Below are 24,710 nucleotides of genomic sequence, written 5' to 3'. Positions count from 1 at the left end.
ACCATTTTGTTTCGATTATTATTTTTTAGAATCTTCGATACGAGTAATGATATTGTCAATTAAACCATATTCTTTCGCTTGTTCTGCTGTCATGAAGTTATCGCGATCTGTATCTTGAGCGATTTTTTCTAACGGTTGACCAGAACGTTCAGATAAAATTTTGTTTAATTTATCACGTAAGAAAAGAATACGTTTTGCAGCAATTTCGATTTCAGTTGCTTGCCCTTGAGCTCCACCAAGTGGTTGGTGAATCATCACTTCAGCATTTGGTAATGCGAAACGTTTACCTGGTTCACCAGCAGTAAGTAAGAATGCACCCATTGAAGCTGCCATGCCGATACAAATTGTAGAAACTTGAGGCTTAATATATTGCATTGTATCGTAAATAGCCATACCAGCTGTAATGGAGCCACCAGGTGAGTTAATATATAGGGAAATATCTTTATCTGGATCTTCTGCTGCTAAAAATAATAATTGGGCAACAATGGAGTTTGCTACATTATCATCAATAGCGCTACCAAGTAAAATGATGCGGTCTTTTAAAAGTCTTGAATAAATGTCATAGGCACGTTCACCGCGATTTGTTTGTTCGATAACTGTAGGAATTAAATTCATTGTAAATCCTCCTTAAAAAGATTTAGTCGTTTACTACGTGCTGAAGCTTTCACTTCAGCTGTACTCATATCATACACAGAATAGTCAAGGAAGGTCAAATATAAACCACTAATTGTGAATAAAATAAATTTAAAATGAAAATTACTATTATTCTATGGGGATAGTAGAGCTATAAGATGGGAATGGAAAAGGCATTCAAACCAATTTTGTGTATGAAATCATTCAGTATTTCTTTAAAAAAATTATCCCTAACTTCAATTTTATAGTTGAATTGTCTTATATACATTTGTATAATAGAAAGGTCATAAATCGACACTATGCTTTTTACTAGAAGTTCAATTTTATACTGAAAATCGTTTTAGTCGATACAAGTGACATATTAAACGTCCTCGTGGTGTAATGGATAACACAGAAGATTCCGGTTCTTCCGCTGGGGGTTCGATTCCCTCCGAGGGCGCCATTTTACTGTTTTAACTATATAATATAATACGTAATACCTTCCTGAATTTTACTAGTTTTAGCAGCCTATTAAAATTCAGAGGGAATGAAACATAAGGGATAAAATGTAATTACTGTACCAATTCATTTTATCCCTAATTCATTCTCTTTAAACTATCATTACCAATTTTTTCATATATAAATTTATGAGCGTCGATAATGGAATAATTTTAGTTTGAGGTTTGAATAAAGAAACAAGATCCGAAAGTTCAATTAGAACTCTCGGGTCTTTTTTTGTATTTGAACATTAATAAGAAATCTAAACAAAACCCCTCTTAAGTCATAAATATTCGACTTTTCTATAATAGTTTCTAGTAAAAAATAACCGATAATCTACAATTTATTTTAAGTATTTAGAAAATTAAATGTTGTATTAAAATTTTGAACTTTATATAATTGGGGATATCTAAACTTATTTTATTTTCAATTTTCTGATTATAGAATAATATGAATCACTTATTTTGAAGGAGGAATACGATGTTAAAGAAAAATTTATTTAAGCTATTGATGCCTTTTGCTGCCGCTTCACTTATTTTAGCTGCATGTGGTGCAGAAGAGAATGGAGCTTCCGGATCATCCGACTCAACAAGTACTGAAGGGGAAACAACGAAACTAGTAGTAGGTACAGATGCTGCCTATGCTCCTTTCGAATCCTTTGACAATAGTGGGAATATTGTCGGTATTGATATTGATATTGTGAAAGCAATAGGGGAAGAAATTGGAGTAGAGTTTGAAATTAATAACGTTGGATGGGAGCCGTTATTCCAACAAATAACAAATGGAGAAATTGATTTAGGTATTTCTGCGATTACAATAACGGATGAGCGGAAAGAAACTTATGATTTCACAGAACCGTATTATGAGGCTACCCAATTAATCGTCACAAAAGAAGATTCGGATATTACTAAACTTGATGATTTAAAAGATAAAAAAATCGGTGTACAAATTAATACGACTGGTCATTACGCAGCCCAAGATCTACAAGGGAAAACAAGCACGAATATTTTACCTTACGAAACAACGCCAATTGCGATTCAAGAAGTGATTAATGGTACTGTAGATGCGGCTATTGGAGATAACGCCGTCATTCTTGAATATATTAAAAACAACCCAGATTCGAAATTAAAAGCGATCGAGGATGATAGTTTTGAAAAAGAATATTACGGGTTAATGGTGAAAAAGGGAAATACAGAAGTGCTTGAACAATTAAATGAAGGCCTTCAAAAAATTAAAGAGAATGGTAAATTGGCTGAAATTACAGGTCAAGAGCTGGATTAATTAGTTGGAGGTGTTTCAGATGAACTTCTTAGATATGCGGTGGGATATTGTCTGGGACTACCGTGAGTTTTTTATAAATGGTTTATGGGTGACGATTATTTTAACGATATGCGGTTATTTAGGAGGTATCGTACTAGGGTTATTACTAGGGTTAGGTAAAACGTCTAAAAAAAGATGGGTTTATTGGCCTTGTAAAATTTATGTAGATCTTTTCCGTGGAACGCCAATGTTAGTTCAAATATTAATCATTCATTTAGCATTTATACCCGCGGTTTTCGGTCAATCCTTTGGTTTTTTGGTTTCCGGTATAACAGCCCTCATTTTAAATAGTGCCGCTTATAATGCAGAAATTATCCGTGCCGGGATTGAATCGATTGATAAAGGTCAAATGGAAGCTGCCCGCTCCCTTGGATTAACGGAACGCCAAGCGATGCGGAAAATTATATTACCTCAAGCCTTTCGTCGAATGATTCCACCATTAGGTAATGAATTTATTGCATTATTAAAGGATTCTTCCCTTGTAACGGTTATTGCTGCGAATGATATTTTATATGCAGCGAAAGTGGTAGCAGGCGCTTACCAACGTTTCTGGGAACCTTACTTAGTGGCAGCAATTATGTATTTAATTTTAACGTATGCTGTAGCGAAACTAATTGCATATGTTGAGAGACGGTTTAGTATCCATTACAATCCGCGGAAAAAACGAGAGGAGCGGATTGCATCATGATAAAAGTAGAAAATTTACACAAAGCTTACGGAAAATTAGAAGTATTAAAGGGAATTAACTATGAAGTCTATGAAAAGGAAGTAGTTTGTGTAATCGGTCCATCGGGTTCTGGTAAAAGTACGTTTTTAAGATGTATCAATTTATTAGAGGAAATTACCGATGGCGCGATTTATATTAATGGGGTTATGGTCAATGATCCGAAAACGAACATAAACGAAATACGAACGGAAGTCGGAATGGTATTTCAACAGTTTAATTTATTTCCCCATATGACAGTGATTGAAAATATTACGATGGCGCCAATGCTCATACGTAAAATGGACAAAAAGGATGGGGAAAACCTTGCCTTGGAACTATTAGATAAAGTAGGTTTAAAGGAAAAGGCGTACAATTATCCTGAACAGCTTTCCGGTGGGCAACAACAGCGGGTAGCCATTGCGCGGGCCCTCGCGATGAAACCGAAAGTGATGTTGTTTGATGAACCAACATCTGCCCTTGACCCTGAAATGGTAAAGGAAGTATTAGATGTGATGAAACAATTAGCCGTTGAAGGAATGACGATGGTTGTTGTCACCCATGAAATGGGCTTTGCCCGAGAAGTGGCGGATCGGGTCGTGTTTATGGATGGTGGGTATATTGTGGAACAAGGAAATCCTGAAGAATTATTTAGTCGTCCTCAAAATGAACGAACGAAAGCCTTTTTAGGAAAAGTATTATAAATGAAAACAAATCCATTTGATGATGCCATCAAATGGATTTGTTTATTTTAGTTTGGCATATCTTTTGCTTTATCTGCTTGCCCGTACATATTTAACATCGTTTGCATATCTTGTGATGAAAGTTGTGGTACTTGGTAGTAACCATTTTTGTTTTGGTAAAGAGATAATTCGTATGCCATTTCGATACAGTTTTGGATAGAGTCTTGTAATACACGACGTACTACTGGGTTTGTTGATTCAAGGGCTGCCGTTGTTTTACCAGTTGCCCCCATTTTATGACAGTTTAATAAGAAGCCTGAAATAATACCGTCATTGATTTCGTTTGCAGAAGTCATCGGTTTTTTCGGTTGGCCAGGTGTTAAACCGTATTTTGTATCGTTACCCATTTGCATTTTGTAAGAACGAGTAGGGTGACTTGGATCTTGTCCTGTTTTGAAACATTCAGCCGTAATATTGTACTCGTCTAACATGAAGGCATATTGTCTATCCAAAATATTTAGAAGTTCTTGGTCTTGTACGTGAGGACGGAAGAAGATAAATGTGTTCATTGCACCAATGGAAGCACTTAGAACTTCATGAACGTCTAACACTTCATGGGCACCATGGTTCATCGAAAGTGGCATATTTCCTTGCATTGCTTGAGATTCATTCATGAATTGATTTTCCATAAATTTTTTCCTCCCAGAATTTAGTGTACAAATTGTACGACATTAGTTTGTGTAAGTTACAATTTGATTATTCAGCTCATTTTTGTAATGCTATAAACAGTTGAACGAATGTGGAGGAAAAGAAAGATGAAAATCAATTTTTATAGTCGACCAAATTGTTTATTATGTGAAGAAGGTTTGCTTACATTAAAGCTTGTCCAAGAAGATATGGATTTTGATATTGAGGTTATTAATATAGAAGAAAATGAACAATTGCATGAAAAATATATGTTGATGATTCCAGTCGTTGAAAAAGATGATCAAATTATACAATATGGAAATTTAGACTATGTTACCCTTTATGAGGCACTTCATCGTTAAAATGAAGTGCTTTGAAAAAAATGGTTGAAATCATTTGTAGATTTTTATAGAAAATTGTATACTTTACGTAGAATATTTTTTTACCCTATGTGGGACGAAAAATATTTAGTGGGACAAAATCTACCCAACTGGAGGTGTGTTTTCATAAAACATGATCCTTATAAGTTAGTTCAGCAACTTATTCCTGAGCTTTCCACAATCTTTCCTTTAAGGTATCGAATACTTCAAATCATTGCAGTATCGGGACCTGTTGGAAGGAGAACGATATTAGATACATTAGATGTTTCAGAACGAACTGTTCGGAATGAAACGACATTGCTGATGAATCAAAATTTAATTGAAACGTCCCAAAAGGGAATGATATGTACCGAAAAGGGATATGAAGCTTTAGAAAATTTAAAAGAAGTTTTCCAAGAACTTTCCGGTTTAAGCTTAAAAGAGAAAAAACTTGCCCAATTGTTAGGGATAGAAAAAGTTATCATCGTCCCTGGAGATGTTGATGCGGATGAAAGTATTAAGCAACATTTAGGAAAAGAAGCAGCTCTCTATTTAACAAACATTGCTAAAAAGGAGCAGAAGGTTGCCATAACGGGCGGTAGCACAATTGCATCACTACCGAAGTTTTTGTCACCGACAAAAACGCTCAGCACGTTAACCTTTGTCGCTGCACGAGGTAGTTTTGGGAATCAAATGAATTTACAAGCTAATACCCTAGTTTCCCAATTTGCTTCGAAATGTGGTGCGGACTTCCGCACATTGTATTTGCCAGAAAATTTAAGTGAAGCAGCCTACGCAACGATGAGCGAAGAGCCCGTTGTGAAAGAAGTGCTTGATTTGTATGAACATATTGATATTGTCATCCATGGAATCGGTACGGCAAAAGATATGGCGAACCGACGTCATTCCAGCGAAGAAATACTCAATTTGTTAAAGGAAAAAAATGCGATTGGCGAAGCCTTTGGTTATTATTTTGATGAGTTTGGTGAAGTAATATACCGAATAAATACGATTGGCATTCAGCTAAACGAAGTGAAAAATAGTCCGCAAATTATCGCTGTGGCAGGAGGCTCGATGAAAGCGAAAGCGATTCAAGCCTACTTTAAAAATGCAGCAAAGCAAACGACGTTAATTACGGACGAAGGTGCTGCAAATGAAATGTTACAAAGTTCAACGAATGAACTTTCCTTATAGCAAGTAAATCACGGATAAATAAGTTTTATTTAGGCTAAACTTTTAAAGGCCTTAAGAAATTTTATAAATAAATTTTTTATTTGGAGGAATTTGATATGGCAATCAGAATTGCAATTAACGGGTTTGGACGTATTGGTAGATTAGTTTTTCGTGAGGCAATTCAATCGAATGAATTTGAAGTTGTTGCTGTAAATGACTTATCAGATGCTCATCAACTGGCTCATCTTTTAAAATTTGACTCAGTTCACGGTATATATAACGGAGAAGTACAATCAGAAGATAATGCGTTCATCGTCGATGGTAAAAGAGTAAAAGTTCTTTCTGAAAAAGACCCTGCGAATTTACCATGGGGTGAGCTAGATATCGATGTAGTAATTGAATCTACTGGTAGATTCCGTTCAATGGAAGAAGTTTCATTACACGTGCAAGCTGGTGCGAAAAAAGCGATTTTATCTGCTCCTGCAAAAGGCGACATGCCAACTTATGTAATGGGCGTTAACCATACGGAATATGATCCAAGTCAAAATGTCATTTCCAATGCATCTTGTACAACAAACTGTTTATCACCTGTTGCGAAAGTATTGGATGAAAAATTCGGCATTAAACGCGGTTTAATGACAACAATTCACTCTTATACAAATGACCAACGTATTTTAGACTTCCCACATAGTGACCCAAGACGTGCCCGTGCAGGTGCTGTATCAATGATTCCAACAACTACTGGTGCTGCCGTAGCGGTTGCGAAAGTTTTACCGCAATTAAAAGGGAAATTAGATGGTTTCTCTATGCGTGTACCAACACCTAACGTATCTTGTGTGGACCTAGTGGCTGAGTTAAATACAACTGTAACACCAGAAGATGTTAATAATGCGTTAAAAGAAGCAGCAAGCGGTGAGCTAAAAGGTATTCTTGACTATAACGAATTACCTTTAGTTTCAATCGACTACAACGGTAACCGTCATTCTTCAACTGTGGATGGATTATCTACTATGGTATTAGATAATAATATGATTAAAGTACTTGCATGGTACGACAATGAAATTGGATATTCTAATCGACTATTAGATTTATCTAAATACATTACACAACAATAAAGAATAGGTTTAATGTGTCATACTTTTTAAAAATATGTGGCATATTTGCCTTGTAGTATATAAAAAGTATAGCCTTTATAATTATTACCATTTATAATAATGGGGGGTAAAAAGCGATGGAGTAAACTACCCATCGCTTTTTTTTCGAAGGTTAGACGTACATTTCACGTCGTAAGGTAAAGGATATATTGTTTATCTTACTTATAAAAAGCAGTTTTAAATACCATAGGAAATCGATTCTCGATTGATTTGAAGGAGGCTTCTTCCATGTTTTTAAAGAAGACAATGAATGATGTAGAAGTAAAGGGAAAACGAGTATTTGTACGTGTGGATTTCAACGTTCCGATGGAGAATGGCGAAATTACAGATGATACACGTATACGCGCGGCAATCCCAACGATCCAACAATTAGTAAATTCAGGAGCAAAAGTTATTTTAGCTTCCCATTTAGGCAGACCAAAGGGTGAAGTGAAAGAAGAGTTACGCCTAACAGCAGTTGGACACCATTTATCGAAACTAATTGGACAACCGGTTATTAAATTAGACGAGTCCATTGGGGAAGAAGTAGAAACAACGGTTGGAAACATGAAAGAAGGCGATATCGTCCTATTAGAAAACGTTCGTTTCCATAAAGGTGAAGAGAAGAATGATGAAGAATTATCTAAATCCTTCGCTAAATTAGCTGACATTTATGTCAATGATGCCTTTGGCGCTGCCCACCGTGCCCATGCATCAACAGAAGGAATTGCGAAATACATTCCTGCAGTATCTGGCTTATTAATGGAAAAAGAATTAGATGTATTAGGGAAGGCTTTATCGAATCCTGAAAGACCGTTTACTGCCATTATCGGTGGCGCAAAGGTTAAGGACAAAATCGGGGTTATTGAAAATCTATTAGATAAAGTAGACCATTTAATTATCGGTGGAGGACTTTCTTTCACATTTACAAAAGCTCAAGGATATTCCATCGGTAAATCCTTATTGGAAGAAGATAAAATTGAGTTAGCCCAAGGATTCATCGCAAAGGCAAAAGAAAAAGGTGTACAACTTCATATGCCAATTGATACTGTTGTAGCGAATGAATTTTCAAAAGATGCCCAAACGAAAGTTGTTTCGATCGAAGACATTCCAGAAGACTGGATGGGTCTGGATATTGGTCCGAAAACAGCAGAACGTTATGCAGAAATTATTAAACAATCTAAGCTAATCATTTGGAATGGTCCTATGGGTGTGTTTGAAATGGACAAATTTGCAAATGGTACAAAAACAGTAGCACAAGCAATGGCTGAAACAGAAGGCTACACAATTATTGGTGGTGGCGATTCTGCAGCTGCGGTAGAAAAATTCGAAGTAGCCGATCAAATGGATCATATTTCAACTGGTGGCGGCGCTTCACTTGAGTTAATGGAAGGGAAACAACTTCCAGGAATCGTAGCATTAAACGATAAATAAAAATGCTTATGGCGGTACATTAAAAGTAGTCGCCAGAGCGGAAATTTAAGGAGGCATTTTCATGCGCAAACCGATCATCGCAGGGAACTGGAAAATGTATAAAAGTTTTGATGAGGCAGTGGAATTCGCAGAGGCAGTACGTGAACAAGTTCCTTCTGAAGACAAAGTAGATGCAGTAATTTGTGCTCCAGCTCTTTATTTACCAACGTTAGTTGATGTAGCAACGGAAACGGATTTAGCAATCGGTGCCCAAAACATGCATTTTGAAAATGAAGGTGCTTTTACAGGGGAAATTAGTCCTTCCCAACTAGCATCCATTAATGTAGACTACGTCATCTTAGGGCATTCCGAACGTCGTGAGTATTTCAACGAAACGGATGAAGCGGTAAATAAAAAAGTTCGAGCAGCATTAATCAACGGGATTGTACCGATTATTTGTTGCGGAGAAACATTGGAAGAGCGAGAGTCTGGTCAAACAGAAGAGAAAGTTTCGACACAAGTTACCGCTGCCCTTGAAGGCTTTACTCCTGAAGAAGTAAAACATATGGTCATTGCCTATGAACCAATTTGGGCAATTGGCACAGGGAAAACTGCAACAGCAGATGATGCGAATCATGTTTGCGGTAAAATTCGTGAAGTCGTTGAAGGGTTATACGGCCAAGAAGCTGCGGAAAGTATTCGCATTCAATATGGTGGTAGTGTAAAACCAGAAAACATTGATGAATTATTATCGAAGGAACATATCGATGGAGCCCTTGTTGGTGGAGCAAGCTTAAAAGTAGATTCTTATTTAAAATTATTGGAGGCGGCAGTCAATGCCTAAACAACCAGTTGCATTAATTATTTTAGACGGTTTCGCATTTCGCGATGAGACCTTCGGAAATGCGGTCGCTCAAAGTAAAAAACCGAATTTTGATCGATACTGGTCCCAATTTCCCCACTCAACATTAACAGCTAGTGGGGAAGCTGTCGGTTTACCGGATGGTCAAATGGGAAATTCTGAAGTAGGTCACTTAAACATCGGTGCGGGCCGAATCGTATATCAAAGTTTAACGAGAATCCATAAATCAATCCGTGAAGGTGACTTTTATAAAAACGAAAAATTTTTAGCTGCGGTCGAACATGCAAAAGCGAATAATTCGAAACTACATTTAATGGGACTTCTTTCTGATGGTGGTGTTCATAGTCACTATGAGCATTTATTTGCTTTATTAAAATTAGCAAAGGCCAATGGTTTAGAAGAAGTGTACGTTCACGGTTTCTTAGATGGCCGGGATGTGGGACCAACTACAGCCATTGACTATATCGAAGAAACAGAAAAGCAAATGAATGAAATTGGTGTCGGAAAATTTGCTTCTATTCATGGCCGCTATTATGCAATGGATAGAGACAAACGTTGGGAACGGGTTCAATTAACGTATAACGCATTAGTAGATGGCATCGGTCAAACGGCCGTATCGGCTAAAATCGGTGTGGAATCATCCTATTCCCGTGATGTCGTAGACGAGTTTGTTATTCCTTTTGTCATTACGGAAGAAGGGAAACCGGTTGCGACAGTTGATACAAACGATGCGGTCGTATTTTTCAATTTTAGACCGGACCGGGCAATTCAGTTATCAACAGTGTTTACGAACGATCAATTTATCGGCTTTAAATTATCTGAGAAACATCCGACAAATTTAAAATTCGTTACGTTTACCCACTATAGTCACGATGTAAAGGCAGATGTAGCGTTTGAAAATGTAGATCTAGTCAATACTGTCGGTGAAGTCATTGCAAGGGAAGGTTTAACGCAGCTTCGTATTGCAGAAACTGAAAAATATCCCCATGTCACATTTTTTATGAGTGGGGGAAGGGAAGAAAAATTCCCAGGAGAGGAAAGAATTTTAATCGCCTCCCCTAAGGTTGCTACATATGATTTAAAACCAGAAATGAGTGCATATGAAGTAACAGATGCCTTATTAGAGTCCATTCGTGAAGATAAGTTTGATGCGATTATTTTAAACTATGCAAATCCAGATATGGTCGGCCATAGCGGTATGCTTGAACCGACGATTAAAGCAATTGAAGCAGTGGATGAATGTTTAGGAAAAGTAGTTGACGCAATACTAGCTAAAGGTGGAGCGGCAATTATTACGGCTGACCACGGTAATTCCGATGAAGTCGTGACGATTGAAGGAGAACCGATGACAGCCCATACAACAAATCCTGTACCGGTTATTGTCACAAAACAAAATATAGTGATTAGAGATGGAGGCATTTTAGCCGACCTAGCTCCAACTATGTTAAAATTGTTAGGTATCAAACAACCACAAGAAATGACAGGTAAACCACTATTTGACTTTATTCAGTAAGCAGTCACACTATCCGGCAAAGTTTCTTGCCGAGATCAAATTGATTAAGTGAGGAGAATTGATTATGCCATTTATTACACAAGTTTATGCTCGAGAAGTTTTAGATTCCCGTGGTAACCCAACAATTGAGGTAGAAGTATTTACTGAATCAGGTGCCTTTGGTCGTGCGATCGTGCCATCTGGTGCTTCCACAGGAGAATATGAAGCAGTTGAATTACGCGACGGTGACAAATCTCGTTATCTTGGTAAAGGTGTATTAAAAGCAGTAGAAAACGTTAATACAATTATCGCGGAAGAGTTAGAAGGTAATTACTCTGTTCTTGATCAAGTTGTGATCGACAAAGCTTTAATCGAACTTGACGGTACTGAAAATAAAGGGAAATTAGGTGCGAACGCAATCCTTGGTGTATCTTTAGCGGTTGCCCACGCTGCTGCAGACTACTTAGATGTTCCTTTATATCAATACCTTGGCGGCGTCAATGCAAAACAACTGCCAGTACCTATGATGAACATTTTAAATGGTGGTGCCCATGCCGATAACAATGTGGACATTCAAGAATTCATGGTGATGCCTGTAGGTGCAGAAAGTTTCCGTCATGCCCTTCGAATCGGTGCTGAAATTTTCCATAGCTTAAAAGCGGTATTAAAAGACAAAGGTTACAATACAGCTGTTGGTGACGAAGGTGGATTTGCGCCAAACTTAGGTTCAAATGAAGAAGCAATTACAGTTATTTTAGAAGCAATTGAAAAAGCTGGTTACAAACCAGGAGAAGAAGTACGTTTAGCAATGGACGTAGCATCTTCTGAACTTTTCAATAAAGAAGATGGGAAATACCATTTAGCTGGTGAAGGTGTTGTGAAGACATCTGAAGAAATGGTGGAATGGTATGAAGAGTTAACTTCTAAATACCCAATCATTTCAATTGAAGATGGTTTAGATGAAAATGACTGGAAAGGTCATAAATTATTAACAGAACGTATCGGCAACCGTGTTCAACTAGTTGGGGACGATTTATTTGTTACAAATACAAAAAAATTAGCTCAAGGTATTGAACAAGGAGTAGGAAATTCTATCCTTATTAAAGTAAACCAAATCGGTACGTTAACAGAAACATTTGATGCGATTGAAATGGCAAAACGCGCTGGTTATACAGCAGTTATTTCTCACCGCTCTGGTGAATCAGAAGACGCTACAATTGCAGATATTGCCGTTGCAACAAATGCAGGTCAAATTAAAACAGGTGCTCCGTCCCGTACAGACCGTGTAGCGAAATACAACCAACTTCTTCGTATTGAAGACCAACTTGGTGTAACAGCTCAATTCCTTGGATTAAAATCTTTCTACAACTTAAAATAATGAACATGCTGGTGTCTTTTAAAGACGCCAGCATTTTTTTATCGTTCAAAGAATTTTATAGTTTTTATTCCTACTATTTTATCTATCACTTCATTGCCTAAACCTTCAAAAATCCGCTTAAACCTTCGTCATTCAACGTTTTTCGCCAACTGTTTTCTATTATCTTTCTACCTTTATAAAAATTAAAAAATATTTTTTAGTTTTTTGTCATATTTTCATAATGTAGAGAATATAAACATATTAGAGAAAAATAATGCAATTGTGAGGGGAATGTGGAGTGATAAAACGATAAGAAGGGTAGATTTCAAATGCATAAGAAACCATTGAAGCAACGAATATTGGAAAGTTCATTATTGTTATTTCAAGAGAAGGGGTACCATGGCGTTACTGTAGATCAAATTGTGGAACAAGCTGGTACTTCAAAGGGAGGGTTTTACCACAATTTTAAATCAAAGGATGAATTACTTTATGAAATTCATGATGTCTTTATTTCCTATGTCATTGAAAAGGCACAGGAATCATATAATCTAAATGCCACTCCAATCACCCGGTTAAGCGGTATATTGCAATCTTTCGTAAAAGTATTTGATCTGTATAAACCGTATATAACGGTTTTTTACGAGGAAAGTGCTTATTTACAAGATGTGTATAAAACGGTTATTAATGACAAACGCGACCGTTATCGCAAAATAATTGAAAGCGTTATCAAAGAGGGGCAAGAAGGCGGTGACTTTCGAAGGGAAATTCCAACGAACATCGCAGCATTGTCCATTATCGGGATGATTAACTGGACGTACAAATGGTATAAATCCGATGGTCCGTTAACGATGGAACAAATTACAGACATCTTTAAAGATTTGATCTTCCATTCGTTAGCAACGGAACAAGGATTTCAAGAAGCACGTAAGTTAAACGAGTTGAACATGGCAACAGGGGTATCAAATAAATAAACCAACTAGTCGGTCTATTTTTTTATAATGCTGAAACCGACTAGTCGGTATTAGGGGGAGAAAAGGATGAATTTTGAATTAACAAAAGAACAATTAATGATACGAGACATGGTACGGGAATTTGCAGAAAAGGAAATTGCACCGTACGCACGAAAATTAGACGAAACATCTTCTTTCCGTGTAGAAAGCTTTAAAAAAATGGGAGAGCTCGGCTTATTAGGTATTCCGTTTCCTGAGGAATATGGCGGTTCTGGTGGAGATACAATTTCCTATGCGATTGCGGTTGAAGAAATCGGAAAAGCATGTGGTGGGACAGGATTAAGTTATGCTGCTGCCATTAGTTTAGGTGCTTCACCAATTTACTACTTTGGAACAGAGGAACAAAAACAAGAATGGCTAGTACCGATGGCGCAAGGGAAAACGTTAGGATCCTTTGGTTTAACGGAGCCAAATGCTGGATCGGACGCAGGAGGAACTAGAACAAAAGCGGTGTTGGAAGGCGACGAATACGTCATTAACGGCGAAAAATGTTGGATTACGAATGCTGGATACGCTCGACAAGTCATTGTTACAGCGGTTACGGGAGAAAGAGAAGACGGCAAGAAAATTATTACGTCCATTATTGTTCCGACAGAAACACCAGGTGTCAAAATTAATTGTAACTATGACAAAATGGGGGTTCGTGCTTCCAACACATGTGAAATTGTACTCGAAAATGTACGGGTACCGAAGGAAAATGTGTTAGGTGACGAAAAACGAGGATTTAGTCAGTTTTTAAGCACGTTGGACGGTGGTCGTATTTCCATTGCGGCATTATCCGTTGGGATTGCTCAAGCTGCCTACGAAAAGGCATTGCAATACGCAAAGGAAAGACAGCAATTTGGAACATCCATTTCAAAATTCCAAGCGATCCAATTTAAATTAGCAGATATGGCGATGGAAATTGAACTCGCACGGAATTTAGTTTACAAAGCAGCTTGGTTAAAAGATAATAAAAAACCTTTCGGCAAAGAAGCGGCAATGGCGAAATTATTTGCCTCTGAAATGGGCTTTAGAGTTTGTAATCAAGCGATTCAAATCCATGGTGGATATGGCTATATGAAAGAATACGATGTGGAACGTCATTTACGGGATATTAAACTAATGGAAATTGGGGAAGGAACGTCCGAAATTCAACGTCTTGTCATTTCAAGATTAATAGGTTGCTAGCATATGAAATAAGGAACGATGAGGAGGAGTTTAATGGCAGATTTAGTTTATCAAACGATTGGTCAGTTGTTAGAAGAAAAAGCACGGCTCTATCCGAATGATGAAGCACTTGTTTATGCTGACCGGGATTTACGATTAACGTATAAAGAGTTGGACGCCCTTTGTGATCAAGTGGCAAAAGGCTTAATGGCATTAGGCATTGAAAAAGGGGAACATATCGCCGTTTGGACAACAAATACACCGGAATGGGTAAGCCTTCAGTTTGGAACAGGGAAAATGGGGGCACCCCTTGTGACAGTGAATACGAATTATCGTTCGACGGAACTGGAGTATTTGCTAAAACAATCGGATTCGACAACCCTCATTTTAATCGAACAACTAAAAGATCATCGTTTCATTGATACGATTTATGAACTATGTCCGGAACTAGCCCATTGTAAACCAGGGGAACTGGAATCAAAACGGTTACCGAAATTAAAAAATGTCATTGTATTAGGGGATCATTCCTACGATGGTGTTTACAATTGGTCAGACATTTTAAATGCCGCATCGCTTATTTCGGATGAGCAGCTAGCAGAGCGAAAAGCAAGCCTCCATTATGAGGATGTCATTAATATTCAGTACACTTCCGGAACAACTGGTTTTCCAAAGGGGGTTATGTTAACCCACTCGAATTTAATTAATAATGCCGTGAACATTGCCGAATGTATGAAATTAACGAATGAAGACCGTCTATGTATTCCAGTACCTTTCTTCCATTGTTTCGGTTGTGTTATTGGAACATTAGCCATTGTTAGTTGTGGTGGAACAATGGTACCTGTACAAGAGTACAATCCAGAAGTTGTTTTACAAACGGTGGAAAAGGAAAAATGTACTGCACTGCATGGTGTACCAACGATGTTCATTAGTGAATTGAATTTACCGAATTTTTCGGATTATGACCTGTCATCGTTACGTACAGGGGTAATGGCAGGCTCCAATTGCCCAGTCGAAGTGATGAAAGCGGTTATTCAAAAAATGGGCATGAAGGATGTCACAATCTGCTACGGTCAAACGGAATCTTCACCTGTGATTACCCAAACGAGGGCAGATGATCCATTTGACTTAAAAGTGGAAACGGTCGGTCGAGCATTGCCAAATGTTGAAGTGAAAATTGTAGATCCAATTACAAATGAAGAAGTGCCTCCGAATACACAAGGGGAGCTTTGTACTCGCGGCTACCATGTAATGAAAGGATACTATAACAATCCGGATGCAACGGAGGAAGCAATCGATGCCGATAATTGGTTGCATACAGGAGATATCGCCACAATGGATGAAAATGGTTACGTCCGTATTACCGGCCGTCTAAAGGACATGATTATTCGCGGTGGAGAAAATATTTATCCGCGGGAAATTGAAGAGTTTCTTTATACATTGCCGAAAATTTTAGACGTGCAAGTGGTCGGGGTTCCAGATGAAAAATATGGTGAAGAAGCAGCTGCCTTCATTATTTTACGTCCAGGCGAAACAGCGACGGAAGAAGAGATTCGGGATTATTGTCATAATAAAATTTCCAAACATAAAATTCCGAAATACATTCTCTTTATCGATAGCTATCCAATGACAGCTTCCGGAAAAATACAAAAATATAAGCTAAGAGAGCAGTTTACTGAACTAGTTAAATAATGAGAGGTGAAGCGAATGATTTCGAAAATTTTAATTGCCAATCGTGGTGAAATTGCACGAAGAATTATTCGAACGTGTCAAAAGATGAACATTCAAACAGTTGCCGTTTATTCAGAAGCAGATGCTAATGCTCTTCATGTGAAAGAAGCAGATGAAGCTTTTGAAATTGGGAAACCGCCTGTTGCTTTAAGCTATTTAAATATCGAAAAAATCATAGAAGTGGCAAAAGAATCGAAGGCTGATGCGATTCATCCTGGATATGGCTTGTTATCAGAAAACGCCCAATTTGCAAAACGTTGTGAAGAAGAAGGCATTCGCTTTATTGGTCCGAAGGCTGAAGTCATTGCTTCAATGGGTAGTAAATTGGAAGCGCGGAAAACGATGCAAAAGGCAGGGGTTCCAATTATCGAAGGAATTGATGTGCCGTTAGAAAACATTGAAGAAGCGAAGGAGATTGCAAATAAAATCGGATTTCCGATTATGTTGAAGGCTTCTGCTGGTGGTGGCGGCATCGGGATGCAACGAATCGATCGGGAAGAGGAATTGGAAAAAGCCTTTGAAGGAAATAAAAAAAGGGCGGAATCATTTTTCGGAGACGGCACGATGTATATCGAAAAACTGATTGAAAATCCTCACCATGTGGAAGTTCAAATTATCGCCGATAGCCATGGCAATGTCGTGCCCCTTTTTGAGCGGGAATGTTCTGTACAACGACGCAATCAGAAGGTTGTTGAAGAGGCGCCATCACCATTTATTTCTGTCGCAACGAGAGAGAAAATGTTGGACGCGGCTGTTCAAGCAGCAAAACATATTGGCTATACGAATGCGGGAACGATTGAGTTTTTAGTCGATGGGGATGAAAACTTCTATTTCTTAGAAATGAATACGAGATTACAAGTAGAACACCCCGTAACGGAAGAAATTACAAAACTAGATTTAGTCGAATGGCAAATTCATGTTGCAAATAACAAGCCATTAACCTTTACGCGGGAATCCATTCAACAACACGGTCATGCCATTGAAGTGCGTATTTATGCGGAAAATCCGAAAACCTTCTTCCCATCGCCGGGAACAATTACGGAATTACAGCTTCCGGAAGGGGAAGGCATTCGTCATGAAATAGCGGTTGAATCAGGCTCAGCCGTCACACCTTTCTATGATCCAATGATTGCAAAGTTAGTTGTCTGGGCCGAGACGAGAGAAATCGCGGTAAGGCGACTAACAGATGCATTGCAACAGTATAAAGTGACGGGGATTGAAACGAATATTCCAATGTTGTTAGACGTCGTTCAAAAGCAACCATTTATTGATGGAATGACGACGACAAGTTTTGTAAACGATTATTATTTACCGCAAATACAGAACGTTAAGAATTAACGCTTAGGGGGCTTCTAGGAAAACTTAGAAGCCTTGATATGAAAAAATTGGAGGGATTTTCTATGACAACAGTAAAAGCAAGTATGGCAGGTACAGTTTGGAAAATTATTGTGACAGAAGGGGAAGAAGTGAAAGCAGGGCAAGATGTGGCCATTTTAGAATCGATGAAAATGGAAATTCCGATTACAGCTGAAGTAGACGGGAAAGTGAAAAAAATCCTTGCCCAAGAAGGCGATTTTATTAATGTTGATGATGATATTTTAGAACTGGAATAGGGGGGTTACGGATGAACCTTCCTCAAAACGTCGTTCTTAAAGAAGTAGGGCCTAGGGATGGATTACAAAATGAAAAAGGTTTAATTGAAACGAAGGATAAAATTCAATGGATTGATCAGTTAAGTGAAGCGGGATTGAACTATATTGAAGTCTCATCCTTCGTCCATCCAAAATGGATTCCCCAATTGGCAGATGCCGGGGAAGTATTAAAGTCGATTAAACGTCAAAAGGACGTTACATACGCAGCCCTTATCCCGAATATCCAAGGGCTCATGCGTGCTCTTGAAGTAGGAATCGATGAGGCAAGTGTCTTTATGTCAGCTAGTGAAAGTCATAATCAAAGCAATATTAATAAAACGATCGATGCGACGTTTCCCGTGTTAAAGGAAGTCGTGGAAGAAGCAAAAAAAGCGAATTTAACCGTTCGAGGTTATGTATCGACGGTTATCGGATGTCCCTTTGAAGGACCAATTGCACCGGAAAAAGTGTTAAGAGTCGTGGATGCCCTTTTAGAAATGGGGGTAACGGAAGTTTCCTTAGGGGATACGATTGGTGTTGCGGTCCCAACCCAAGTGGAACAATTATTAACTCTTTTATTCAACCATTATTCTCCAAGCCTCTTTGCGATGCATTTCCATGATACGCGAGGAACGGCCATTGCCAACATCGTGAAATCCCTTGAAATGGGGATCACGACCTTTGATAGTTCTGTAGGTGGACTTGGTGGATGCCCATATGCAAAGGGAGCAACGGGAAATGTGGCGACAGAAGATGTGCTTTATTTACTTTCGGAAATGGGCATTGAAACAGGGGTACAAATGGAATCCATTATAAATGCCGGATTTTTCATCGAACAAAAAATAGGAAGAAATCTAGTATCAAAGCAAATGGAGATTGCTAGAAAGGAAAGGGGGTAAGCGGATGACGCTCGTTCAATTAAAAACGATTGAACATGGCATTGGAATCGTTACGTTAAATCGAAAAGAAGCGGCCAATGCGATGTCCGTTCAATTACTTACGGAATTACAGGAGACGTTACATGAAATTCATTACAACCCTCAAATTCGTGTCGTGTTATTAACAGGGGATGGAGAGAAGGCATTTTGTGCGGGAGCAGATTTAAAAGAGCGAAAAGGGATGAATGAGCACCAAGTAAAGGAAGTCGTGTCCCTAATTGGTAGTACGGTTAACCAAGTGGAAGCATTACCCCAACCAGTCATTGCAGTGTTAAATGGCGTTGCCTTTGGTGGCGGTTTAGAACTAGCTTTAGCTTGTGATCTACGCATTGCGGCAAGCCACGTGAAAATAGGCTTAACGGAAACATCCCTCGGCATTATTCCTGGAGCAGGGGGAACACAACGTTTACCCCGTTTAATCGGAATTGGAAAAGCAAAGGAACTCATTTATACAGCTAGAAGAATCGATGCGAAGGAAGCTTACGATATCGGTTTAGTGGAGCATGTGGTAGAGCACGAACAATTAATGGATAAAGCGATACAACTTGCTTTAGAAATGGGGAAAAATGCCCCCCTTTCACTGATTCAAGCAAAAACAGCGATTAATAAAGGGCTGGAAGTCGATTTAATGACCGGATTACAAATTGAATCTTTAGCCTATGATCGATTACTCCATACAGAAGATCGATTAGAAGGATTATTGGCGTTTCAAGAAAAACGTCAACCACAATATTCAGGAAAATAACCGAGCAACAAATAAGGGGGAACGGATATGAGTGAATCTATTATCGAAAATAGACATGGCCAATTAAAAGAAACGATTCACCAAGGTGGTCAACAAAAATATCATGAAAAAAATGCAGAACAAGGAAAATTATTTGTTCGAGATCGATTGAGATTATTGTTTGATGATGATTTACAAGTGGAAGACGGCGCCTTTGCAAACTGTATGGCAGGGGATTTACCAGCCGATGGAGTTGTAACAGGTATTGGGAAAATCCACGGACGTACCGTTTGTGTCATGGCCAATGACTCCACGGTAAAAGCAGGTTCTTGGGGAAAACGAACAGTCGAAAAAATTATTCGTATTCAAGAAACGGCTGAAAAGTTAGCATGTCCGCTTATTTATTTAGTCGATTCTGCAGGGGCACGTATTACCGATCAAATTGAAATGTTCCCTGGAAGAAGAGGAGCTGGGCGCATTTTTTATAATCAAGTAAAATTATCCGGGAAAATCCCGCAAATTTGCTTATTATTCGGTCCTTCAGCTGCTGGTGGGGCGTACATCCCAGCCTTTTGTGATATTGTCGTCATGGTCGAAGGAAATGCATCGATGTATTTAGGATCCCCTCGTATGGCGGAAATGGTTATCGGAGAGAAAGTAGACTTAGAAACGATGGGTGGCGCAAAAATGCACTGTTCCATTTCCGGTTGTGGGGATGTGTTAGCGAAAACGGAGCAGGAAGCAATCGACTATGCTCGTAACTATTTAAGCTACTTCCCAAACAATTATCGGGAAAAAACAGCAGTGGCAGAACCGAAACGTCCGGCTGATTTTGAAAAATCAATCGCAGACATTATCCCGGAAAATCAAAATGTTCCATTTAATATGTACGATGTGATCGATCGCATTATTGACGAAGGTTCATTTTGTGAAGTAAAGAAATTATTCGCGGCGGAAATGATTACGGGTCTAGCTCGAATGGATGGGCAAGTTGTTGGAATTATCGCGAACCAGCCTCGCGTAAAAGGTGGCGTATTATTCCACGATTCAGCCGATAAAGCAGCGAAATTCATTAATCTATGTGATGCCTTCCATATTCCACTCGTCTTTTTAGCGGATGTACCAGGCTTTATGATTGGTACACAAGTTGAAAAAGCAGGCATTATTCGTCACGGGGCAAAAATGATTTTTGCCATGAGTGAAGCGACCGTACCGAAAATGACGGTCATTGTACGGAAAGCATATGGTGCAGGGCTTTATGCAATGGCAGGTCCAGCATTTGAACCAGATTGCTGTATCGCCTTAACGACAGCTCAAATTGCCGTCATGGGTCCAGAGGCAGCTGTTAATGCTGTATACGCGAACAAAATCGCCCAATTGCCGAAGGAAGAACAAGCGGCCTTTATTCAAGAAAAACGAGATGAATATAAAGAAGAAATCGATGTCTATCGACTAGCTTCCGAATTAATTATTGACGATGTCATTGAACCGAACCAATTACGAGAAGCGTTGACAACAAGATTACAAGCTTATATGTCAAAATATTTACTGTTCTCCGAGCGCAAACACGGAGTAAGCCCAGTATAAATTTAAAAAGCTGTTTCAGAAAGTCGTCATACTTTCTGCGAACAGCCTTTTTTATTCGCAATCTTTCTGACTTTTCTACAAATTCCGGTTCGAATAACGCTATGATTATATTATAATCTTGTTAGGGGAGAGAAAGGTGCTTCAAAGTACCTAATATGGTGGAACCGGAACCACAAATGGTCAAAGAGGGAAACCTCTATTCAAAAGGGGGAGTACTGTGCTTAAAGTTTATTCAATTATGGTGTTAACGATGTTTCTTTGGGGGATTAATGTATCCCTTTTAAAATTGCTCCTTGTAGAAATCCCTCCGTTGGTTATGCAAGGAACACGTATTTTCATTGCTGGAGTAACACTGTTTCTTATTTTACTCGTAATGAAAAAGAAAATGATTTATAAAGAAATGCCATGGAAGTTCCTTTTATTAGTGAGTTTACTAGGGGTCATTGCCCACCATTCATTACTAGCGACCGGATTATTCGAAACGACTGCCATCAAGTCCTCGCTTATATTAGGTTTAGCACCGTTAATTACCGCGATTATTGCTGTAGCGACAAGGTCGACTTCACTAACGGTGTTACGTTTCATTGGATTTGTGATCGGGTTTATCGGGATAATGGTTGCGGTTGTCGATGACATGTCAGCTGTTACGAATCTGGTTGCAGGTGATTTTTATGTATTAGCTTCGATTATTGTTCAAGCTTTTAGTTTTTTCATCATTCGTCGGATTACGTTAACGATACCACCGCTCGTTGTAACGGCTTATATGTTAACGTTTGGCTCCCTTTTACTCATTTTGTTTAGTGTGTTGACGACACCGAAAGGATTTATTCGTTTTGCCGAGATCGATATGACATTATGGGGAATCTTTTTATTTTCTGCTATTTTTGCGACAGCAGTAGGGCATAGTTTATTTAATTCGATGATTAAACGAATCGGTACTGCCGAAACGGCCATTTTTAATAATTTAAGTACGATTTTCGCTTTAATTGCATCTGTCCTCATTTTAGGGGAAGAAATTCACGTTTCTCAAATTATCGGATGTTTCCTTATTGTGATCGGTGTTTTAATTGGCACTGGTGGGGTAGAAGAATGGTTGAAAAAAAGAAAACAACAGAACGTCGCCGAAACTTTTAGTGAAAAGGCCACATCATCGTCATAACAAAAAGGGTGGAGATGATTTCCACCCTTTCTTTGTGTTGATTTAATTTGTTTTTTCTTCTTCCTTCGCCATTTTCGAAGCCCTTGAACTCCAATAAGTGGCTAAAATTGGTCCGGAAATGTTGTGCCAGAAACTAAAGATGGCACTCGGTACGGCAGAAACCGGATTAAAGTGGGCCATAGCTAATTGGGCGCCTAAACCGGAATTTTGCATTCCCACTTCGATGGAAATCGCTTTTTTGTCTTCGTATTTCATTTTGAATAGTTTGCCAATTAAATAGCCAAATAAATAACCAAGCCCGTTATGGAGAATGACTACTGCGAAAATAAGTAGCCCCGTTTCTAAAATTTTGTCGCGGCTACCACTTACGACAGCAGCAACAATTAATACAATCGCAATAACCGAAACAGTCGGTAAAATGTCTACACTTTTTGCCACAAGTGGTTTAAAGACGAATTGAGCAATAATCCCTAAAATAATCGGAATTAAGACAACTTGTACAACCGACATAAACATAGCTGAGAATGATACCGGTAACCATTCACTAGCGAGTAAATAAATTAAAGCAGGTGTGACTAATGGTGCTAATAATGTTGTAAAGGAAGTAATCGTAACAGATAAGGCCGTATTTCCTTTCGATAAGAACGTCATAACGTTGGAAGATGTACCTCCAGGACAACAACCGACTAAAATGACTCCAACGGCAACTTCCGGTTGTAGTTGGAATAGTTTGGCTAAAGCAAAAGCTAAGGATGGCATAATAACGAACTGGGACACAATCCCAATTAATACCCCTTTTGGTTCCTTCATAATGAGTTTAAAATCTTCAACTTTTAACGTCATCCCCATCCCAAACATGACAATGCCGAGTAATGGCGTTATATAATTACCAAGCCATGTAAAATTATTTGGCATCCAAAGGGCTAATCCGGCAGCTACTAAAACCCAAAGGGCAAAAGTATTTCCGGCAAATTTCCCAATTTTTTGTAAAGCGTTCATATTCGTGTTACCCCTTTTCTATTGAATGGGTATCATTCTAAAAGAATATTTTCGTAATTACAATAAAATTCTGAAAAATAAGAATAATCGTAGTTAAGTGAGAAAAAAAGTATAAAAATGTAGAATAAAAGAGAAAAAATGATAGAAATCAGTAAAGCGTTTTCTTAATATGAATAAAGGCGGTATCATCCTAATTTCATAGATTTACATTCAAATTAAAACTAACACCGTTTTGAAAGATTTCTATTGAATACTAAATTATACCAACCATTTTCCGTCTGAATATTGTATCTTTAGTGGAATTTTGCTATACTGACTATGTTGTGAAGTTTCTATTTCAGGAGGTGGAGTTATGCATACTTTGTTACTAACATTATTGATTATCGTAAGCGTTGCTTTAATCGTGATCGTATTACTACAATCAGGTAAAAGTACAGGCTTATCAGGTGCCATCTCGGGTGGAGCTGAGCAACTTTTCGGTAAACAAAAAGCAAGAGGAATGGATTTAATTTTACATAGAATAACGATTGTTCTTGCCGTATTGTTTTTCATTTTAGCTTTAGTGATTGTGAAAATTTAATCGATTGTACATGATTAAATGGTGAAATTTTCGCCAATCCTATTAGAATAAATGAATTTAATTTACATTATCCAACGCCTAACCGAGCATGGTTAGGCGTTTTAATTTATAATATGAGATGTGCAGAATATGTATACGTAACTATTTTTTGGAGGATTTCATATGCGTAATGCTGAAATAAAACCATTTTTCTTTAAAGCAGGGGAACGGGCCGTACTATTATTACACGGTTTTACAGGCAGTTCTTCAGACGTTCGGATGCTCGGAAGGTTTTTAGAAAAGAAAGGTTATACAAGCCATGCTCCCCATTATAAAGGTCACGGCGTACCACCTGAACAGTTAATCGAAACATCGCCAGAGGATTGGTGGCAAGATGTTGTAAAAGGATATAACACATTAAAAGAGGCAGGCTACGAAAAAATCGCTGTCGTCGGTTTATCATTAGGTGGCGTCTTTTCATTAAAATTAAGTTTATCAACACCTGTGAAGGGAATTGTAACGATGTGTTCGCCAATGGTCATGAGAACAACGGAAAAAATGTTTGATGGCGTTTTAAAATATGCTGGCGACTTTAAACGTTTTGAAGGAAAAGACGAAGCAGTCATCGAACAGGAAGTAGAATCGATTCGTCAACAGGGAATGCCGTCGTTATCGGAACTAAAACAACTTGTCGAAAGTGTTCGATCTGAGTTAGATATGGTTTATGCACCGATTCTCGTCGTACAATCGAAAAATGATGAAATTATTGACCCGAATTCTGCTCATATTATTTATGATGAAGTGGAATCCTTAAGAAAAGAAATCAAATGGTTTGAGCATTCAGGGCACGTTATTACATTAGATAAAGAAAAAGCGTTGCTACACGAAACGGTTTATGAATTTTTACAATCACTGGATTGGGAAGACTAACCGT

General features: G+C 38.3%; 24 protein-coding genes and 1 tRNA gene. 22 read left to right on the top strand and 3 right to left on the bottom strand.

Annotated features, from left to right (window positions below; genetic code table 11):
• Positions 1 to 18: 18 nt before the first annotated feature.
• On the bottom strand, positions 19 to 615 hold the full coding sequence (gene clpP, locus MHH69_RS14335; RefSeq protein ID WP_122970820.1) for an ATP-dependent Clp endopeptidase proteolytic subunit ClpP: 597 nt from the start codon (positions 613 to 615) through the stop codon (positions 19 to 21).
• A 385-nt stretch (positions 616 to 1,000) separates the two neighbouring features.
• Between clpP and MHH69_RS14330 the strand changes: the two genes are divergently transcribed.
• The 4 genes from MHH69_RS14330 (at position 1,001) to MHH69_RS14315 (ending at position 3,837) form a co-directional block, all read left to right on the top strand.
• A tRNA-Arg gene (locus MHH69_RS14330) sits at positions 1,001 to 1,075 on the top strand.
• Between the two features lie 515 nt (positions 1,076 to 1,590).
• Positions 1,591 to 2,391, top strand: a complete 801-nt coding sequence (locus tag MHH69_RS14325) for a basic amino acid ABC transporter substrate-binding protein (protein WP_122970819.1) — start codon at positions 1,591 to 1,593, stop codon at positions 2,389 to 2,391.
• A 19-nt stretch (positions 2,392 to 2,410) separates the two neighbouring features.
• Positions 2,411 to 3,118: an amino acid ABC transporter permease gene (locus tag MHH69_RS14320; protein WP_122970818.1), complete on the top strand. Its 708-nt coding sequence runs from the start codon at positions 2,411 to 2,413 to the stop codon at positions 3,116 to 3,118.
• Positions 3,115 to 3,837: an amino acid ABC transporter ATP-binding protein gene (locus tag MHH69_RS14315; RefSeq protein ID WP_341362601.1), complete on the top strand. Its 723-nt coding sequence runs from the start codon at positions 3,115 to 3,117 to the stop codon at positions 3,835 to 3,837. Before MHH69_RS14320 ends, MHH69_RS14315 begins: the two co-directional genes overlap by 4 nt.
• Positions 3,838 to 3,884: 47 nt before the next feature.
• Here MHH69_RS14315 and MHH69_RS14310 read toward each other — a convergent pair whose 3' ends face one another.
• Entirely contained in the window at positions 3,885 to 4,505 is a 621-nt protein-coding gene (locus tag MHH69_RS14310) for a spore coat protein (RefSeq protein ID WP_174232638.1), read from the bottom strand.
• A gap of 126 nt (positions 4,506 to 4,631) precedes the next feature.
• Between MHH69_RS14310 and MHH69_RS14305 the strand changes: the two genes are divergently transcribed.
• The 16 genes from MHH69_RS14305 to MHH69_RS14230 all read left to right on the top strand — a co-directional run bounded on the left by MHH69_RS14305 (position 4,632) and on the right by MHH69_RS14230 (position 22,218).
• Complete coding sequence (locus tag MHH69_RS14305; RefSeq protein WP_122970816.1) at positions 4,632 to 4,865, top strand: glutaredoxin family protein; 234 nt, start codon at positions 4,632 to 4,634, stop codon at positions 4,863 to 4,865.
• Between the two features lie 108 nt (positions 4,866 to 4,973).
• Positions 4,974 to 6,056 (top strand): sugar-binding transcriptional regulator, encoded by a 1,083-nt coding sequence (locus tag MHH69_RS14300; RefSeq protein ID WP_241559261.1) that lies wholly within the window; start codon positions 4,974 to 4,976, stop codon positions 6,054 to 6,056.
• 95 nt (positions 6,057 to 6,151) lie between these two features.
• Complete coding sequence (gene gap / locus MHH69_RS14295) at positions 6,152 to 7,150, top strand: type I glyceraldehyde-3-phosphate dehydrogenase (RefSeq protein WP_122970814.1); 999 nt, start codon at positions 6,152 to 6,154, stop codon at positions 7,148 to 7,150.
• A 267-nt stretch (positions 7,151 to 7,417) separates the two neighbouring features.
• Positions 7,418 to 8,602: a phosphoglycerate kinase gene (locus tag MHH69_RS14290; RefSeq protein ID WP_341362600.1), complete on the top strand. Its 1,185-nt coding sequence runs from the start codon at positions 7,418 to 7,420 to the stop codon at positions 8,600 to 8,602.
• Positions 8,603 to 8,663: 61 nt separating this feature from the next.
• Positions 8,664 to 9,425: a triose-phosphate isomerase gene (gene tpiA / locus MHH69_RS14285; protein WP_122970812.1), complete on the top strand. Its 762-nt coding sequence runs from the start codon at positions 8,664 to 8,666 to the stop codon at positions 9,423 to 9,425.
• On the top strand, positions 9,418 to 10,956 hold the full coding sequence (gene gpmI, locus MHH69_RS14280) for a 2,3-bisphosphoglycerate-independent phosphoglycerate mutase (protein ID WP_341362599.1): 1,539 nt from the start codon (positions 9,418 to 9,420) through the stop codon (positions 10,954 to 10,956). The genes tpiA and gpmI overlap by 8 nt, the downstream gene beginning before the upstream one ends.
• A 64-nt stretch (positions 10,957 to 11,020) precedes the next feature.
• The gene (gene eno, locus MHH69_RS14275) at positions 11,021 to 12,313 is read left to right on the top strand and encodes a phosphopyruvate hydratase (protein WP_122970810.1); all 1,293 of its coding nucleotides are present in this window, start codon (positions 11,021 to 11,023) and stop codon (positions 12,311 to 12,313) included.
• Positions 12,314 to 12,621: 308 nt separating this feature from the next.
• Positions 12,622 to 13,263: a TetR/AcrR family transcriptional regulator gene (locus MHH69_RS14270; RefSeq protein WP_341362598.1), complete on the top strand. Its 642-nt coding sequence runs from the start codon at positions 12,622 to 12,624 to the stop codon at positions 13,261 to 13,263.
• 66 nt (positions 13,264 to 13,329) lie between these two features.
• A complete protein-coding gene (locus MHH69_RS14265) occupies positions 13,330 to 14,472 on the top strand; it encodes an acyl-CoA dehydrogenase (RefSeq protein WP_341362597.1) in 1,143 nt (380 codons plus the stop codon).
• Positions 14,473 to 14,505: 33 nt separating this feature from the next.
• Entirely contained in the window at positions 14,506 to 16,140 is a 1,635-nt protein-coding gene (locus MHH69_RS14260; RefSeq protein WP_122970807.1) for an AMP-binding protein, read from the top strand.
• A 15-nt stretch (positions 16,141 to 16,155) separates the two neighbouring features.
• The gene (locus tag MHH69_RS14255) at positions 16,156 to 17,517 is read left to right on the top strand and encodes an acetyl-CoA carboxylase biotin carboxylase subunit (RefSeq protein ID WP_341362596.1); all 1,362 of its coding nucleotides are present in this window, start codon (positions 16,156 to 16,158) and stop codon (positions 17,515 to 17,517) included.
• Positions 17,518 to 17,579: 62 nt separating this feature from the next.
• Positions 17,580 to 17,792: an acetyl-CoA carboxylase biotin carboxyl carrier protein subunit gene (locus MHH69_RS14250; RefSeq protein WP_122970805.1), complete on the top strand. Its 213-nt coding sequence runs from the start codon at positions 17,580 to 17,582 to the stop codon at positions 17,790 to 17,792.
• Positions 17,793 to 17,803: 11 nt separating this feature from the next.
• Positions 17,804 to 18,709: a hydroxymethylglutaryl-CoA lyase gene (locus MHH69_RS14245; RefSeq protein WP_341362595.1), complete on the top strand. Its 906-nt coding sequence runs from the start codon at positions 17,804 to 17,806 to the stop codon at positions 18,707 to 18,709.
• Positions 18,710 to 18,713: 4 nt separating this feature from the next.
• Positions 18,714 to 19,493 carry an enoyl-CoA hydratase gene (locus MHH69_RS14240; protein ID WP_341362594.1) on the top strand — a complete coding sequence of 260 codons (780 nt, stop codon included), beginning with the start codon at positions 18,714 to 18,716 and terminating at the stop codon, positions 19,491 to 19,493.
• Between the two features lie 27 nt (positions 19,494 to 19,520).
• A complete protein-coding gene (locus MHH69_RS14235; RefSeq protein ID WP_341362593.1) occupies positions 19,521 to 21,059 on the top strand; it encodes an acyl-CoA carboxylase subunit beta in 1,539 nt (512 codons plus the stop codon).
• A gap of 217 nt (positions 21,060 to 21,276) precedes the next feature.
• The gene (locus MHH69_RS14230) at positions 21,277 to 22,218 is read left to right on the top strand and encodes a DMT family transporter (protein WP_341362592.1); all 942 of its coding nucleotides are present in this window, start codon (positions 21,277 to 21,279) and stop codon (positions 22,216 to 22,218) included.
• Positions 22,219 to 22,260: 42 nt separating this feature from the next.
• On the opposite strand, the gene MHH69_RS14225 is transcribed toward MHH69_RS14230, so the two are convergent.
• On the bottom strand, positions 22,261 to 23,217 hold the full coding sequence (locus tag MHH69_RS14225; protein ID WP_341362591.1) for a bile acid:sodium symporter family protein: 957 nt from the start codon (positions 23,215 to 23,217) through the stop codon (positions 22,261 to 22,263).
• A gap of 352 nt (positions 23,218 to 23,569) precedes the next feature.
• Here MHH69_RS14225 and secG point away from each other — a divergent pair, with 352 nt between their 5' ends.
• Together secG and MHH69_RS14215 are read left to right on the top strand one after the other, a co-directional pair.
• Positions 23,570 to 23,797 (top strand): preprotein translocase subunit SecG, encoded by a 228-nt coding sequence (gene secG / locus MHH69_RS14220; RefSeq protein WP_122970799.1) that lies wholly within the window; start codon positions 23,570 to 23,572, stop codon positions 23,795 to 23,797.
• Between the two features lie 162 nt (positions 23,798 to 23,959).
• Entirely contained in the window at positions 23,960 to 24,706 is a 747-nt protein-coding gene (locus tag MHH69_RS14215; RefSeq protein ID WP_122970798.1) for an alpha/beta hydrolase, read from the top strand.
• The last annotated feature ends 4 nt before the right edge of the window (positions 24,707 to 24,710 follow it).

This window comes from Ureibacillus sp. FSL E2-3493 (assembly GCF_038077515.1).
Lineage (GTDB): Bacteria > Bacillota > Bacilli > Bacillales_A > Planococcaceae > Ureibacillus > Ureibacillus halotolerans.
Note: the sequence above shows the minus strand (reverse complement) of the source record. Positions and strands in the feature narration are given on the sequence as shown.